Origin of the sequence: Beijerinckia sp. 28-YEA-48, from assembly GCF_900104955.1 — a bacterium.
GTDB lineage: Bacteria > Pseudomonadota > Alphaproteobacteria > Rhizobiales > Beijerinckiaceae > Terripilifer.
This window is the reverse complement of sequence record NZ_FNSI01000001.1, coordinates 5026551-5042620: the sequence shown is the minus strand read 5'-3', so window position 1 is coordinate 5042620 and position 16070 is coordinate 5026551. Positions and strand designations below refer to the sequence as shown.

Here is a 16070-nt window from a genome sequence, read left to right as displayed (position 1 = left end):
CCCCCATGCGCCAGAGTGGGTTGGAAAGACTACAACCCGGGCGAAAGGCTGTATAGGGCGCAGGGAAGGACCCAGTTTCATGGCTGGTCTGCCATATGATGGGCCTGTGACGATCAGCCGGAGCCGAGCAGATCGATCAACGGCGGAATCAATGGCGCATCGGCTGGCGGCATCGGATAGTCGCGCAACTGCGCCGCGCGCACCCATTTGATCGCCTGGCCCTCGCGCGGTCGCACGAAGCCCTCCCAACGCCGGCAGATATAGAGCGGCATCAGCAGGTGGAAGTCCGCGTAGGCGTGGCTGGCGAAGGTCAGCGGCGCCAGGCAATCTTCCTTGACGCTGATATCCAGCTCTTCATGCAATTCGCGGATCAACGCCGCCTCAGGCCGCTCGCCCGCGTCGATCTTGCCGCCCGGAAATTCCCACAGGCCGGCGAGCTGTTTTCCTTCCGGGCGCTGCGCGATGAGAATGCGGTCATCCGCATCGATCAGGGCAACGGCAACGACGAGCAGAATTTTCAAAAGCGGCCTTCCTCACGTCCAACGAGGGTGACAGCGACAGCCGGCTGATCCGGACTGACCCTGACCGTCTCGTACATCGTCGCGCCCTCGGGCGTAAAGGAGCCCTTGGCCGTGTAGATCTTCTGCGCCGTGACGAAATAGGTGCCGGGCGCCACATGATCGAAAGAGAAGACACCGCCTGCCCTGGCCCGGGTCGTGCGTGTGTACGAGGCATAGGTCCGGTCAGCATCGACCGACGGGATCCACATGGCCGGGATCGAAGACCGCCCGCGATAGAACGCCCGGAACCGCGCCACCGCATAGGACGTCGCCGGCACAAGCCGGACCGTCTCCCCGGTCAGTTGATGGGGTGTGCCATCACGGGTGATGAACAGCGCCTGGCCCTCGATGCGGTGAGGACCTTTTTCGTGGATGAACTGCGCCGCCTGTGCATCGAAGCGAACAGGCGGCGCGGTCGACGATGTCGACTGGCATCCGCTCACGAAAACACACGCCAGAATCACACCGCTAAAACGCATCGCCACGCTCCACCTAGGGTGGAACGTGGCTGATCGGCAGTGACAAAGCAAGATGATGCGGCGACGTCAGGCTCAGTCGATGGCGTAGCGAAAGCCGACACGCACCTCGTTGGAGGTCAGCGCCTTCGATCCCGGCGTCTTCGACGTATTGCCCATGTTGAGATAGCGATAGCCGATATCGATCTTGGCGCGATCCGTCAGCTGATACGCGAAGCCGGCCATCAACGCCCAGGCGAAGGCATATGAACCGCCGCTGGACACTTGCGCGCGATTCTGCACGCCATAGTTGATTGGGGTTGCCGCAATAGGTCTGCCGAGATTGTCGAAAGCGTAGAGGGTCGGCGGATAGCCACTCGGGAACGTCAGAGTTGGGCCATAAACGCTGCCATCCGATGCATTGTACCAATTATAGCTGGCCGATGTATTGCCGTAAGAAAAGCCAGCACCCGCGCCGACGTAAGGCGTCAAACCAGCAAAAGTGCCGAGATCGATATAAACGTTCGCGAGAAAGACCGAGCGCGTCAGAGTGGCTTTCTGAGCGGCCGTACATTTATTATTTTGAACGAACACGCCGAGAGGCGTGGTGCTGCCATCGGGGTTCAACCGATCGAAAGGCCCTGTGCTAGAGGGGCAGTTGAATTGTCCTGAATTGGCGTCCGCCCTGATCATATTGCGATAATCATAGGTAACATCCGCGCGGATCCAGTTGTTGAACTGATAACCGAAGCCCAGACCGAGAGACCAACCGTTCTTCGTTCCGCCGACATTGAGCAATTGCGAGTTCTGTGGCGCAGCCGTACCTATGGCGCCCGGCGCGCCGAAAAGCTGCGGAGTCATCTCGCGCGTGAACGCCGCGTCACCGCGCAGATACCACCCCGTACCAAGCTCCATCGGCACTTCCTGTTGGAGCGTCGGATAAGATGGATAGGCGGTGGGAAGATCCATATCAGCCGCGAATGCGGTCGCGCTCAACCCGGCCAGAGCCGCCGCAGTCAATGCCCCCAAGCGCATCATTCGAACATTCCTTCCGCTGTCTGGTCGATGCCTCGCCAGACGTTGATGCGGAAAGCATCGCAGCCATTGCTTAATCTCCCCTTAAGCATAAAGCGGCTTTCAACTTGACACTGCAAAAATACCTGGCCCGCCAAAAGCAAACGGCGCGGGAAACCCGCGCCGTTGCTCAAAGAATGCTTTTGCTGAACTCAGTACTTGCGAACCAGCGGCATCGGCGGCGGCGGCGCCATGATCGGCGGCGCGTAGTCGGCGAGCATCCAGCGCAGACCGATCGAGAAGTCATGCGAACCAGCACGCGAGAACTGCAGAACATTGTCGCAGGCACTGGTGCCCGGACCACCGTTGAAGCAATTCGGAGCGCCGGCCGAAGACTTGCCGTAGTTCAGATAGCGATAGCCGAAATCGATCTTCAGGTTCGACGTGACGTTGTAGCTCAGACCGGCCATGAGCGCCCAAGCGAAGCTGCTGGTCGTCTTGGAAGCGTAATAGCCGCCTGTCGGCGACGAGGCGAAGGCGCCGGGCCCGGCGTACAGATTGCTGTAGCCGTTATCGGTGACGCCGTGCATCGTGTTGCTGGCGAAACCGACACCAGCGCCGACGTAAGGCGTGATGCCATACCAGGTGCCGAGATCGACATAGCCGTTCAACAGGCCAACGAAGCTCGCCGTGTTGCCGCGATAGAAGTTGCGCAGCACATAGAATTGCGCGCCGTTGTTCCACGACAGCTCATCCTGGGTGGAGAAGCTGCTGGCGCGATATTCGGCCGTGATGTCGGTACGGAACCAGCTGTTGATCTGATAGCCGATACCGAACTTGATGAAGGTCGCCGCGCTCACCTGCGCCGGGTTGAGCGAATAGGCCGTCGGGATGAACCCTGGGCCGCCCTGACTCAGCGGGTTGGGCACGTTCTGGGCGTTGACCTTGTTATTCAGGCCAACACCGATATCGCCGCGTAAATACCAGCCGGAGAAATCCTGAACCGCCATGACAGCGGGGCTGCTGATCATCGGCGGCGGCGGCAGCAAATCGGCTGCACCCGCCGTCGTCAGACACGCAAGGGAAGCTGCGGCAACAATGAGGGCCCTAGAAACGCCCATGACTCGATCCTCTCGTTTTGCCGCACTGCCCAACGGCGCGCACGCAAAGTTCAACGAGCGGGATCATCAACGATTCCGGTTAATGGGGACTTAACCCTAAGACTTAACCTTAATATTGATAAAAAGCTGAATAAAATCAGTAGCTAAAGTGAGCCCGAATGGGTCATTCAGCGGCGAGTTTATCGCCTCGCCTTTCGATCGCGGCGCAGATCGAATCGACCACGGATTCGACCAGGGCGTGATCGTCACCCTCGCCCATCACCCGGATCACCGGCTCGGTGCCGGACGGACGGATCAGCAGCCGACCGTTCTTGCCGAGCTTGCTTTCGCCATCGGCAATGGCCCGCACCACCCGATCTTCGCCCAGCGGATCGCGCAGTGTCGTGCGGACATTCTTGAGAATCTGCGGCAGCGGATCGAACAGGTGACAGACTTCGCTCACCGGGCGCTGACGCCGCTGCACCACCGCCAAAACCTGCAGGGCCGAGACGAGGCCATCGCCTGTCGTTGAATAATCCGACAGGATGATATGACCCGACTGTTCGCCGCCCAGGTTGAAGCCATGCTCGCGCATATGTTCGAGCACGTAGCGATCACCGACCGCGGTACGCGCCATCGACAGGCCGATGGACGCCAGATAGCGCTCCAGCGCCAGATTGGACATCACCGTCGCGACAATGCCCGGCTTGCTGAGCCGGCCATCTTCCTTCCAGCTCTGCGCAACAACCGCCATCAGCTGATCGCCGTTCACCGGATGACCATGTTCGTCGACGATCAGCACACGATCGGCGTCACCATCAAGCGCGATACCAAGATCGGCGCGCACTTCGCGCACCTTGCGGATCAACGCCTCAGGCGCGGTCGAACCGACCTCGCGATTGATATTCATGCCATCGGGATCGACGCCGATCGGAATGACCTCGGCGCCCAACTCCCACAGGGCTTCCGGCGCCACGCGATAAGCAGCGCCATGGGCGCAATCGAGCACGATGCGCAAACCATCAAGCGATAGATTGCGCGGCAGCGTCAATTTCGCCGCTTCAATATAGCGTGCCCGCACATCGTCAACGCGTTTGGCGCGACCAAGATCGAGCGACTTCGACAGTTGCGCCGACATGTCGCTGTCGATCAGCGTTTCGATATGCCGCTCGACATCATCGGACAGTTTGTAGCCATCCGGGCCAAAGAGCTTGATGCCGTTGTCCTCGAACGGATTGTGCGAAGCCGAGATCATCACGCCGATGTCGGCGCGCATCGAGCGCGTCAGCATAGCGACGGCCGGCGTTGGCATCGGGCCAAGCAGCAGCACGTCCATGCCGACGGAGGTGAGGCCCGCGACCAAAGCGTATTCGATCATATAGCCTGACAGCCGCGTATCTTTGCCGATCACGACCCGATGACGGTGTTCGCCGCGCTGGAACACTAGGCCGACAGCCTGCCCCACGCGCAAAGCGAGATCGGGCGTAATCATGCTGTTGGCGCGACCGCGAATGCCATCGGTGCCAAAATATTTGCGTGCTACTGCCATCAAAAACTTCCGCTTCAGGCACCAAACGTGCCCGCCCAAACGTAGCTATCCAAACGTGCCCGGCCAAGCGTGCCAAGCAGGATGCTATATCACTGTAACGTCGCGTAATGTCGGAGTCTTTCCTTAAAATTCAACGTATTTAACGCTTCCCCGCAATCACTTATACCAACAACACGCCATCGGCTGGCCAGGGAATCGAGGAAAATCAATGACTACGATCTATCACAATCCGAAATGCGGGACGTCCCGCACCGTTCTGGCACGCATCCGCGAAACCGGCGTCGAGCCACAGGTGATCGAATATCTGGTGACGCCGCCAAGCCGCATGCAGATGCAGGCGTTGCTGAAACAGCTCGGCATGACTCCGCGCGACATCCTGCGCCGCAAAGGCACGCCCTATGACGATCTCGGTCTCGACAATCCCGATCTCACCGACGCACAGCTTCTCGATGCGCTCGGTGCGCATCCGATCCTGATGGAGCGTCCGGTGGTGGTCACGGCGAAAGGCGCGCGCGTCTGCCGCCCGGCCGAACGGCTCGACGAGATCTTTCCCGCATAAACAAAATGCCCGGCGCGAGCGCCGGGCATTGATCGTTTTAACGCCAACAGAGCTTACGCGGTCGGCTGCGGCTCCAGGCCACCTTCAGGCCGCGGACGCGGCTTGTTGGTGGTCGGCACCGGCGAGGAACGCGGTGCCGGCGGCTCATCCGTCGGCTGACGGGTGGGACGCTTGCCGTTGAGCAGATCCTTGATCTCGTCGCCGGTCAGCGTCTCATATTCCAACAGCGCCTCGGCGAGATTGACGAACTCGTCGTGCTTATCGGTGAGAATCTTCCGAGCCGCCTGCGTCGCCGTATCGACGAGCTTGCGCACTTCAGCGTCGATCTTCTGCGCCGTCGCCTCGGAAATGTTCTGCTGCCGGCCAACCGACATGCCAAGGAACACTTCTTCCTGGTTCTCGCCATAGGCCACGGTGCCGAGTTCTTCGGAGAAACCAAGACGCGTCACCATGGCGCGCGCCATTTTCGTCGCCTGCTCGATGTCGCCGGAGGCACCAGAGGTGATGTTCTCCTTACCGAAGGTCAACTCTTCCGCCATGCGTCCGCCCATGGCGACCGCAAGCTGCGAGGTGAACTCCTTGTACTTCATCGAATAGCGATCGCCTTCCGGCAAGAACTTCACCATGCCGAGCGCGCGACCACGCGGAATGATCGTCGCCTTGTGCACGGGAATGCCGGCCGGCACGAACATGCCGACGATGGCGTGGCCCGCTTCGTGATAGGCGGTGAGCTTCTTCTCTTCCTCCGACATGGCCATGGATTTGCGCTCGGCGCCCATCATGACCTTGTCCTTGGCGTCCTCGAATTCCTGATGGGTGACGATGCGCTTGTTGCGCCGCGCCGCCAACAGGGCTGCTTCGTTGACGAGGTTCATCAAGTCGGCGCCGGAGAAGCCCGGGGTGCCGCGCGCGATGACCTTAAGATCGACATCCGGCGCCAGCGGCACCTTGCGCACATGCACGCGCAAGATCTTCTCGCGGCCCGAGACATCGGGATTGGGCACAACGATCTGCCGGTCGAAACGGCCCGGGCGCAGCAGCGCCGGATCGAGCACGTCAGGCCGGTTGGTGGCGGCGATGATGATCACGCCTTCATTGGCTTCGAAGCCGTCCATCTCGACCAGCAACTGGTTGAGCGTCTGTTCACGCTCGTCATTGCCACCGCCGAGACCAGCGCCACGATGGCGACCGACCGCGTCGATTTCGTCGATGAAGATGATGCAAGGTGCGTTCTTCTTCGCCTGCTCGAACATGTCGCGCACGCGGCTGGCGCCGACGCCGACGAACATTTCGACGAAGTCAGAACCGGAAATGGTGAAGAACGGCACATTGGCTTCGCCAGCGACGGCACGCGCCGTCAGCGTCTTACCGGTGCCGGGCGGGCCCACAAGCAGAACGCCACGCGGTATTCGGCCGCCGAGCCGCTGGAACTTCTGCGGATCGCGTAAGAATTCGACGATCTCCTGCAAATCTTCCTTGGCCTCGTCGATGCCGGCCACATCCTCGAATGTGACGCGGCCATGCGCTTCCGTGAGAAGCTTGGCCTTCGACTTGCCGAAGCCCATGGCTTTCCCGCCGGCCCCCTGCATTTGTCGGGAGAGGAAAATCCAGAGCCCCAGGAAGGCAATGACCGGCAGCCCGTTGACGAGCAAGGTGACGAGCCAGTTGTTGCCATCGCTCGGCGGACGCGCCGAGATCGAGACATTCTTGTTGTAGAGGCGCTGAACCAGCGACGGGTCGCTCGGCGCATAGGTCGAGAACGAGCGATTGTCCGTATAATGGCCGGTGATTTCATGGCCAGCGATTGTCACCTCACGCACGCGTCCCTGATCGACATCGCCAAGGAGCTGGCTGAAGGCGATCTGCTGCGACGGCTCACGCTGGCCTGGGTTGTTGAACAACATCACCAGAGCAACGACGAGCAAAAAGATGATAACCCAGAGAGCAAAATTCCGGACGTTGGGGTTCATTCGATCCTGCCAATGGCTTCTGGCTCCAGCGCACTTTGCCGCACGCCATCCAGATCATGATCATATGTAAGCCGCGACCCGCTCCTTGCCAAGGGAAGCCGCTGTTGATGCTGCATTATGAACGGTCAATTCAGGCGGCAACGTGAAGCAAGTCTGACCGTAAACGGTGAATAGGCCTTTAGCGGCCGCGCCTTCGGCTGGGTTCCCGGCGCATTTCCAGCCGGCCTGTCTTGTCAAGCTTCAGAACCGCGCCGCCGAGTGTCCCCTGCCAAGCTTGATGCTGGGTCAGAGCGACGGAAATCGCCGCGGCCGCGGCCTCCAACCGGTCGAGGCGAAGGGCGCCATCGTTGCCGGTGACAGCGGCAATCTCGGCGCGCAAAATGGCGGCGACGAGCATGACCGGCAAAGCGGCGAAAGGCGCGAAATCAAGCCTCTGGCCCTCGCCACGTGCATCTTGCAATGGCGTGCGCACGAGCTGTGTCCGCTGCGTTTCGACAGCCCAATCGATGACGTCCTGGGCGCCAGCCATACGGCGGGCAAGGCGCGCCAATTCGGTCGCGCCGAGCCCCTGGGCCGCAAGTTGGCCGGAAAGCTGCCGCAGCCGTACCCGCGCATAGCGCGGATCGTCGTTCGAGGGATCGCGCGAGAACGGTAAACCGTTGTCAGAGCATAGTTTTTCCAGCGCCGGCTTGGTCCAGTCGAGCAGCGGACGCAGCACGGGCAGCCCGCCAGTCAAGCCATCTGTCGCGCTGACCGCCTGAATACCGCGCAGACCGGCGACGCCGCTGCCGCCGAAAAGCCGGAACAGGATCGTCTCGGCCTGATCGTCGGCGTGATGGGCCGTCGCGATAGCCGCAGCGTCATGGCGTCGCGCCTCCTCGGCGAGCAGCCGATAACGCGCTTCGCGCGCCCGTTCCTGGATGCGGGTCTTCGGATAGGGCCCGTCCCAGCGCAAAATGGTGTGATCGATGCCGGCGCCCTGGCACCAGGCAGCCACCGTGGCGGCCTCCTCGGCAGCCTCCGGGCGCAGGCCATGATCGACGGTCGCCGCCACGACGGCACCGCCACCCGAGCGTGACCATTGCCGCGCCAGCCATAGGAGAGCCATGGAATCCGGCCCACCAGAAACGGCGATCAGAATCCGTCCATGGGCGGCGAAAGGCGCGAAGACCTGCTGCGGATCGGGCGCGTCCTCAGCACTGCGCACGTTTGTATTCGCGGTCGGCAGCATTGCGGAGACTGGCCGAAATCTGGGGTTTACGCCCAACTTCGCTCCAAGCCGCGCAGGCCTGTTCCTTCGCCCCGAGCTTGTCCAGCGATTGGCCCAGACGATAGAGCGACTGCGGCACACTGCCGGACTTGGGGAAGTCGGTCGAAACTTTCAGAAACTGCTCGGCCGCTTCACGATGGCGATTGCGACGCGAGAAGGTCTCGCCGAGATAATAGGTCGCCTCCGGCGTCAGCCGTCCAGTCGGGTAGCGGCCGATGAAACCACGAAACTCGCCTTCCGCCTGCTCCAGCTGGCCCTTTTTGAATGTGGCCACGGCTTGATCGAACTCTCCGCGCGGCCCCGACACGGGTGGCAGCGCCGCCACCTGGTCGCCGGCAGCAACTGGCGGCCCCGACGGCTGCATCTGCTGCGGCCCCGGCGCCGGCAATGGCGCACTGCTGATCGAGCCCTGCCGCATCGGCTGGCCGGCGGGTTGGCGCGACATGCCGCCGTTCGACATGCCTCCGTTCGGATTGGTCAGATCGATCGGACCGCCGCCGTCATCACCGCCTTCGTCGATGATCGGCGGCCCCATCGAATCGATGGGGCCCTGCGGCAGGCGGCCGCCACGCGGCTGATCCGGCAAAGCGCCGATGACACGCGGCGCGCCCGGCGCATCGCGGTCGAGATCGGGATCGAAAGCATCGTTACGTCCGCCACGCGAGGGCAGCGGCGCAGCCGGCGCCGTGCCAGCCTCGCCACGGCGCTGCGGTTGCGGGCGGCCTTCGCCACCAGCCGGCGCACCGCCGCGCTGCATCTGCTCCTGCAACTGGCGATTTTGATACTGCAATTGCTCGATCTGCCCGGTCATCGAGCGCAACTGGCCTTCCAGCCGCTCGATGCGCAGCAGCAGGCCAGCGGCATCGACGCCCTGGGCCTGCTGATAATAACCGCCCTCGGGCACCTGTCCGGGCGGACGGTACGTCTGCGCCCCGGCATCCATGGGAAACATCGCCAGCCCAACAAGGGCGGTGGCTGCGGAAAACATCTTCAAAATCATTTGGTGAATCCGGGCCGTAATCACGAATTCGCTAAGCGCATCAGGCGCTGCGGAACCCGAGAACTAGCATAAAGGGCGCTTTGGCGAAATTGCGGCCAAGATCGGACGCCTCCAAGATCGAACACCTCCATGAAGCGAAAAGAAAACAGCGCTGAAAAGAAAAATGCCGGCGTCAGAGGACGCCGGCAGAGGTCTTCACCGAGAACGGACGACGCCTGGAGGACGCGGCGCCCGTCGCGCCGGGGAATTTGGAACTGATCAGGACCCGCCAGCCCCACCAAGCACGGTGACGGCACGCCGATTCTGCGACCAGCAAGAAATGTCGTTACAGACAGCCACCGGCCGCTCCTTGCCATAGCTGATGGTGCGGATGCGGCTCGACTGGACGCCACGGGCGATCAGATAGTTCTTTGCCGCTTCGGAGCGCTGCGCGCCCAGCGCGAAGTTATATTCACGCGTGCCGCGCTCGTCGGCATGGCCTTCGACCGTGAAGTTGTAACGCGAATACTGGCTGAGCCATTGCGCTTGCTTATCGAGCGTCGCCTGCGCCGAGGCATTCAACTCGATCGAGTCCGTGTCGAAGAACACGCGGTCGCCGACGTTGACGACGAAGTCCTGCTGGCTACCAGGCGTCGCGGCACCCGCGCCCGCGCCGAGACCAGCGGCATTCGGATCCTCAGTTTTGGAACAGGCGGAAATCGCCAGCGCCACGGTCAATGCAGCGGCAACGCGCAACAGACGAACGCCAGAGAAAAAAGACATACCGAAACTCCTTAACAGATGCGCGAACGGGCCCATCCGCGCCACCGTCAGCTCACCCATGTCGTAAGGCGCATTTGGTTAAGCGAAGGTTCCGTCAACCTTGCCGACAGGTTGTTAAAACGCGTTGCATTTTAGCCAATCACCGCCATGGTTAATAGATTGTGACCTTAAGCCGGAGGTTCGTGGCGGCAATGCGGCCTGGACCCGGCGCCACCGGCGCAGACCGCGATTTGCGCCGAAACCGCGATCACAAAGCAATAAAGAGCTGTAACGAAGGCCGATTTTGGGGCTGATTTAAGCTTCTTCCCACGCACAGGCCGGCACCGGAACCTTCTGACAGAACAGCAAAAATTGGAATTATTCCAAATCGGATCAGATGCTTTTTCGTTGCGCGCGTCAGCACGCGAGGGCATGGTCGAGACCCGTATATTTACTGGACGCTTCCATGAAACTGGCGCTCGAATCCGGCCTCATTCTGCTCCGCGAAGGTCTCGAAGCTCTTCTGATCGTCACCGCCTTGGCCGCCGCCATGCGGCGCGCCGGCGCCCATGAGCGCCTGCGTCCGCTTTATATCGGCGCTGTGCTCGCCATCCTCGCCAGCCTGGTCGCCGCCTGGATTTTCCAGATTTACTTCGATGGCACCCATGACGACCGGATCGAAGCCGTCGTCCTCGTCATCGCCGCCATCCTGATGCTTTATATGAGCGGCTGGCTGTTCCTGCGGCAGGACCCGAAGAAATGGAAAGCCGAAATGGCGCGGCTCAGCGGCGATGCGCTGACAGCAGGCACCGGCTTCTCGCTCGGCCTGATTTCCTTCCTCGCCGTATTCCGCGAGGGCGCCGAGACCGTGCTCTTTCTCTATGCGCTCGCCTCGACGAGCGGTGGCTGGTCGGCGGAATTGATTCTGGGCCTGGTCGTCGCCGCAGCGGCGCTCGTCGCCATCTATATCGCGATGCAATGGCTCGCCATGCAGATTCCCATCCGCCCGCTGTTCATCATCACGTCGGCTTTCCTGTTCATCATGGGTCTGCGCTTCGTCGGCGCGGCGATCCAGGAATTGCAGGAACAGACGATCGTCCCCTACGATCTCTCGCCCGCGCCGGACTGGCTCGTGTCGATCGCCGGCAATCCAACGTGGGAAGCACTTGGCGCGCAACTCGCCATCGCGTTGATTGCGCTTGCCGGTATTTTCACGATGCGCGGCAAGGTGCAGCCCGCAACCACGGGCTGATGCCCATCGCATGATGCGCGTTGCATCATGCGTTTCGGCAATAACGCATTTAACGCGCGCTAATAACGCGCCATGTAGACGCGATCCACATATCAGGGTTACTGTGTATCCGGAGCAACGCCCGGACCAAAATGCTAAAAATAGCCCTGTACAATCCGCTGTTCGATCCGGCGGAATTTTTCGAACGCTTGAGTGCTTTCCCCGACGTGCGTCTGACGGTCGCCGAGCGCGACGAAGACATTGCCGCTGCGGTCGATGGCGCCGAAATCCTCATCACCGGCAATCGTTTCTATCTGCCCGAACCGGCGGCTTTGATCCGCCAGCACGGCCGCGCCCTGCGTTGGCTCAACTTTGTCACATCGGGCATCGACAAGGCGGTCAATAGCGGCCTGCCACCCAATGTCATCATCACCAATGTCGCCGGACTGCGCGCCTTCGCAGTCGCCGAACATGCCTTGGCGCTGATGCTGGGCCTTGCCCGGCACCTGCGGGCGTCCGAGGCGGCACGCGTGAAAGACGAATGGGTGCGCGACGAAATTTCGCCGCTCGTCACCAATCTGGCACGACGACATCTGGTCGTCGTCGGCACGGGCGCGATCGGCCAAGAAATTGCCCGCATGGGTAAGGCTTGCGGCATGCGCGTCACCGGCATCAGCCGCTCGACCACACCGCTGGCGCCCTTCGATGACCTGCGCCCGCGCGAAGCCCTCGTCGAAGCGGCGCGTACCGCCGACTATCTGGTGGTGGCGGCGCTTGCCGGGCCGCAGACCGACGGCATGATTTCACGCGCCGTCATCGACGCCCTGCCGCCGACCGCCTTCTTCGTCAACATCGCGCGTGGCTCGCTCGTCGAAGAGCCTGCGTTGCTCGACGCACTGCAAGCCGGCCGCATCGCCGGCGCCGGTCTCGATGTGATGGAGACCGAGCCCCTGCCGCCAGGACATCCCCTCTGGTCGATGAAGAATGTGCTGCTGACACCCCATGTCGGCGGCGCCGGCGATGCCGGCGTGTCCACGGCCGCATCGCTGTTCATCGACAATCTCCAACGTTGGCGCGCCGGCCAACGCCTCTCCAACATCGTCATGGAAACAGACGGCAACAGAGCGACCTAAGAGAGAGCAACATAGTTTTAGAGAGGGAGAGAATGAGGAAGGGGTACGACTACATTATTCTGGGCGGTGGTTCCGCCGGTTGCGTCTTGGCCAATCGGCTCTCGGCCGACCCCGCTTGCACTGTGCTGTTGGTCGAAGCCGGGCCGCGTGATTGGGATCCGCTGATCCGCGTGCCGCTGATGGCCGGCCAGTTCTATCGCCGCAGCCTGCACAACTGGCAATATCTCACCGAACCCGAACCACATCTCAACAATCGTCGCATCGAATGGCCGCGCGGCCGCGTGCTCGGCGGTTCCTCCGCCATCAACGGCATGGTCTATACCCGCGGCAATCGCTACGACTACGACCAATGGGCGCAGCTCGGCCTGCGCGACTGGTCCTACGAGAAATGCCTGCCCTATTTCCGCAAGTTCGAAGATTTCGAAGACGGCGCCAATGACTATCACGGCGCCGGTGGCGAGCTGCCAGTCAGCCAGCCGCGCACCCAGCACCCTTTCTACGACATCTTCCACAAGGCGGCGCTCGACAGCGGCCTGCCCTACAATCCCGATTTCAACGGCGAACAGCAGGAAGGCGTCGGCCGCTATCATTCCTCGATCGGCAAAGGCGAACGCTGGAGCACGGCCCGCGCCTTCATCGATCCCGTGCGCAATCGCCCCAATCTCGACATCGTCACCGGCGCCTCGGTGCTGAAGATCACTGTCGAAGGCGCGCGCGCCACTGGCGCCGATCTCCTCGCCAATGGCCTGCGCGCACATATCCAGGCCGACCGCGAAGTGATCCTATCCTGCGGCGCGATTTCCTCGCCCACAGTCCTGATGCATTCGGGCATCGGCGATGCCGATGATCTCAAAGCCGCCGGCGTCACCGTCACAGTCGCGTCGAAGAATGTCGGAAAGAACCTTCAGGATCATCTCAACGTCCGCATGCAATATGCGGCCAAGAAGGAAGACGCGCTCTTCGGCCTGCGCCGCTTCGACCGCGCCGGCCTCGCCATGGCCCGCGCCATCTTGTTCAAGAGCGGCCCAGCAACGAAATTTCCACTGGAAGGTGGCGCCTTCATCAAGTCCCGGGCAGACCTGACGGCGCCTGACCTGCAGATTCATTTCACACCGGGGCTCTCAACGGCCAATCTGCGTCACCCGTTCCAGCGCAAGCCCGCCAACGGTCTCTACGAGGGCCATGGCTTCTCCGCCAATGTCTGCCATCTGCGCCCTGAAAGCCGTGGCCACATCAAGCTGAAGACCAATGATCCGCTCGACCGGCCAGCAATCCACGCCAATTATCTCGCCACCGAAGGCGATCGCCTGGCAGTACGTGAAGGCTTCAAGCGTCTGCGCGGCCTCTTCCAGCAGAAGGCCTTCGACGAGATTCGCGGCGACGAGGTCTTGCCGGGCAACACGGTGAAGACCGACAGCGACATCGATGCCTTCATTCGCCAAAACAGCGGCTCGATCTATCATCCCGTCGGCACCTGCCGCATGGGCATCGACCCAGATTCCGTGGTCGATGAGCAATTGCGGGTGCGTGGCGTCGACGGCCTGCGGGTGATCGACGCCTCGGTCATGCCCAATCTCGTCAGCGCCAACACCAATGCGCCGACGATCATGATTGCCGAAAAAGGCGCCGACTACATTCTGCGGGCGCATTGATCACCTGAGACCGGCGGCGGCTCAGACCGCTGCCGACTAGCCATGCGGGCCCCATAGGCTCTTGTGCGCTATGGTCACAACCATTGGGAGGGAAGATGACCAAGGGATATGACTATATCGTCGTCGGTGGCGGCTCGGCCGGCTGCGTCCTTGCAAATCGCCTGTCGGCTGATCCAGCGGCGCAGGTTGTCTTGATTGAAGCGGGCGCGCGCGATTGGAATCCGCTGATCCACGTACCGCTGATGACCGCCTATTTCATGCAATCACGCTTCCACAACTGGGCCTATCAGACCGAGCCGGAACCGGGCCTTGGTGGACGCCGCATCGCCTGGCCGCGCGGTCGTGTGCTCGGCGGCTCCTCCTCCATCAACGGCATGGTCTACACCCGTGGCAATCGCGGCGACTATGATCATTGGGCGCAGCTCGGCCTGCGCGACTGGTCCTATGAGCGCGTGCTGCCTTTCTTCAAGCGATCTGAAAATTTCGCTGAAGGCGCCGATGACTATCACGGCAGCGGCGGCGAACTGCCCGTCACCCGACCGCCGACCAAATATTTTCTTTACGACGCGTTCGTCGAAGCGGGTGTGCAGGCCGGCTTTCCGCGCAACCCGGATTTCAACGGCGAGCAGCAGGAAGGCTTCGGCCGCTATCATTTCACCATCCGCAACGGCAAGCGCATGAGCACGGCGCGCTCTTTCATCACACCGATCCGCGCGCGCCCCAACCTCACCGTTCTCACCGGCGCACATATCCTGCGCGTGATCATCGAGAACGGCCGCGCCACCGGCGTCGAGGTCAAGGTCGGCCGGGAGAAGCGCGTCATCTCCGCCGCGCGTGAGATCGTTCTGTCCTGCGGCGCCATTACCTCGCCGACCGTGCTGATGCAGTCTGGCATCGGCGCGGCGGACGCTTTGCACCGTCACGACATCAAATCCGCCGTCGACCTGCCCGCTGTCGGCAAGAATTTACAGGACCATCTGACCGTGCGCGTTTCGCATGGCTGCGAGGAGCCAGATTCGCTCTACGATCTACGCCGCATCGATCGCGCCGGCTTTGCCGTACTGCGCAATATCCTCACCGGCAAAGGCCCGGCCTCCGCCTGGCCGCTTGAAGGCGGCGCCTTCCTGAAATCGCGACCAGATGTGGCTGAGCCTGACCTGCAGGTGCATTTCTTCCCCGGCATCCCGGTGACCACCGGTCCTCGCATTCCCTTCCGCAAGCCCGCGCCCGGCGTGCATGACGGCTATGGCTTCACCGGCACGATCTGCCATTTGCGCCCCGAAAGCCGTGGCGACATCACTCTGAGCAGCGCTGATCCATTTGCACCACCTGTCATTCGCGCCAATTATCTCTCCGCCGCCGCCGATCGCGACGTGATGCGCGCCGGCGTAAAGATCCTGCGCGACGTGTTGGCGCAGAAGGCTTTCGCCAAGATGAACAGCCGCGAAATCGCGCCCGGACCGTCGGTCAAAAGCGATGCGGACATCGATGCCTTTATCGTGGCCAATGCCGGCACGGTCTTTCATCCGGTCGGCACGTGCCGCATGGGTGTGGACGAGAGTTCAGTGGTCGACGAGGAATTGCGCGTGCGCGGTGTCACGGGCTTGCGCGTTGCCGACGCTTCGATCATGCCGACCTTGGTCAGCGCCAACACCAATGCGCCAACCATCATGATCGCTGAAAAGGCTGCCGAATACCTGTTGCGAGTAGCTTGACCACGATGCCAACGAGCGTGACGGCTCAAGTATGTGGCGTATCGCGACAAATGCAGCGTTCGCCAAATAGCAAGATCACGGCCCTGGCCTGCGATTGACCCGACATCGAGCACCTCTAGAC

The 16070-nt window shown here is 61.8% G+C and carries 14 protein-coding genes; 5 read left to right on the top strand and 9 right to left on the bottom strand.

Annotation, left to right across the window (positions count from 1 at the left end):
* Nucleotides 1–113 precede the first annotated feature (113 nt).
* The 5 genes from BLW50_RS23635 to glmM form a co-directional block, all read right to left on the bottom strand.
* Nucleotides 114–521, bottom strand: a complete 408-nt coding sequence (locus BLW50_RS23635) for a (deoxy)nucleoside triphosphate pyrophosphohydrolase (protein ID WP_090707291.1) — start codon at nt 519–521, stop codon at nt 114–116.
* On the bottom strand, nt 518–1039 hold the full coding sequence (locus BLW50_RS23630; RefSeq protein ID WP_139267719.1) for a carboxypeptidase regulatory-like domain-containing protein: 522 nt from the start codon (nt 1037–1039) through the stop codon (nt 518–520). The genes BLW50_RS23635 and BLW50_RS23630 overlap by 4 nt, the downstream gene beginning before the upstream one ends.
* Before the next feature lie 72 nt (nt 1040–1111).
* On the bottom strand, nt 1112–2053 hold the full coding sequence (locus tag BLW50_RS23625; protein WP_090707286.1) for an outer membrane protein: 942 nt from the start codon (nt 2051–2053) through the stop codon (nt 1112–1114).
* Nucleotides 2054–2241: 188 nt separating this feature from the next.
* A complete protein-coding gene (locus BLW50_RS23620) occupies nt 2242–3150 on the bottom strand; it encodes an outer membrane protein (RefSeq protein ID WP_090707284.1) in 909 nt (302 codons plus the stop codon).
* 163 nt (nt 3151–3313) lie between these two features.
* On the bottom strand, nt 3314–4678 hold the full coding sequence (glmM, locus tag BLW50_RS23615; RefSeq protein WP_090707282.1) for a phosphoglucosamine mutase: 1365 nt from the start codon (nt 4676–4678) through the stop codon (nt 3314–3316).
* Between the two features lie 208 nt (nt 4679–4886).
* On the opposite strand from glmM, the gene arsC reads away from it, so the two are divergent.
* Nucleotides 4887–5237 carry an arsenate reductase (glutaredoxin) gene (gene arsC / locus BLW50_RS23610; RefSeq protein WP_090707279.1) on the top strand — a complete coding sequence of 117 codons (351 nt, stop codon included), beginning with the start codon at nt 4887–4889 and terminating at the stop codon, nt 5235–5237.
* Nucleotides 5238–5290: 53 nt separating this feature from the next.
* Here the strand turns inward: arsC and ftsH are convergent, their stop codons facing one another.
* From ftsH to pal, 4 genes are all read right to left on the bottom strand, one after another.
* Nucleotides 5291–7207 (bottom strand): ATP-dependent zinc metalloprotease FtsH, encoded by a 1917-nt coding sequence (gene ftsH, locus BLW50_RS23605; protein ID WP_090707276.1) that lies wholly within the window; start codon nt 7205–7207, stop codon nt 5291–5293.
* A 178-nt stretch (nt 7208–7385) separates the two neighbouring features.
* A complete protein-coding gene (tilS, locus tag BLW50_RS23600; protein ID WP_244544365.1) occupies nt 7386–8414 on the bottom strand; it encodes a tRNA lysidine(34) synthetase TilS in 1029 nt (342 codons plus the stop codon).
* On the bottom strand, nt 8401–9477 hold the full coding sequence (locus BLW50_RS23595) for a tetratricopeptide repeat protein (RefSeq protein WP_090707270.1): 1077 nt from the start codon (nt 9475–9477) through the stop codon (nt 8401–8403). Before BLW50_RS23595 ends, tilS begins: the two co-directional genes overlap by 14 nt.
* Nucleotides 9478–9735: 258 nt before the next feature.
* A complete protein-coding gene (gene pal, locus BLW50_RS23590; RefSeq protein ID WP_090707267.1) occupies nt 9736–10239 on the bottom strand; it encodes a peptidoglycan-associated lipoprotein Pal in 504 nt (167 codons plus the stop codon).
* Nucleotides 10240–10684: 445 nt separating this feature from the next.
* Between pal and BLW50_RS23585 the strand changes: the two genes are divergently transcribed.
* The 4 genes from BLW50_RS23585 to BLW50_RS23570 all read left to right on the top strand — a co-directional run bounded on the left by BLW50_RS23585 (nt 10685) and on the right by BLW50_RS23570 (nt 15949).
* On the top strand, nt 10685–11470 hold the full coding sequence (locus BLW50_RS23585) for an FTR1 family iron permease (protein WP_090707263.1): 786 nt from the start codon (nt 10685–10687) through the stop codon (nt 11468–11470).
* Nucleotides 11471–11601: 131 nt separating this feature from the next.
* Nucleotides 11602–12582 (top strand): D-2-hydroxyacid dehydrogenase, encoded by a 981-nt coding sequence (locus tag BLW50_RS23580; RefSeq protein ID WP_090707261.1) that lies wholly within the window; start codon nt 11602–11604, stop codon nt 12580–12582.
* A 32-nt stretch (nt 12583–12614) separates the two neighbouring features.
* Entirely contained in the window at nt 12615–14234 is a 1620-nt protein-coding gene (locus tag BLW50_RS23575) for a GMC family oxidoreductase (RefSeq protein ID WP_090707258.1), read from the top strand.
* A 95-nt stretch (nt 14235–14329) separates the two neighbouring features.
* On the top strand, nt 14330–15949 hold the full coding sequence (locus tag BLW50_RS23570; protein ID WP_090707255.1) for a GMC family oxidoreductase: 1620 nt from the start codon (nt 14330–14332) through the stop codon (nt 15947–15949).
* Nucleotides 15950–16070 lie beyond the last annotated feature (121 nt).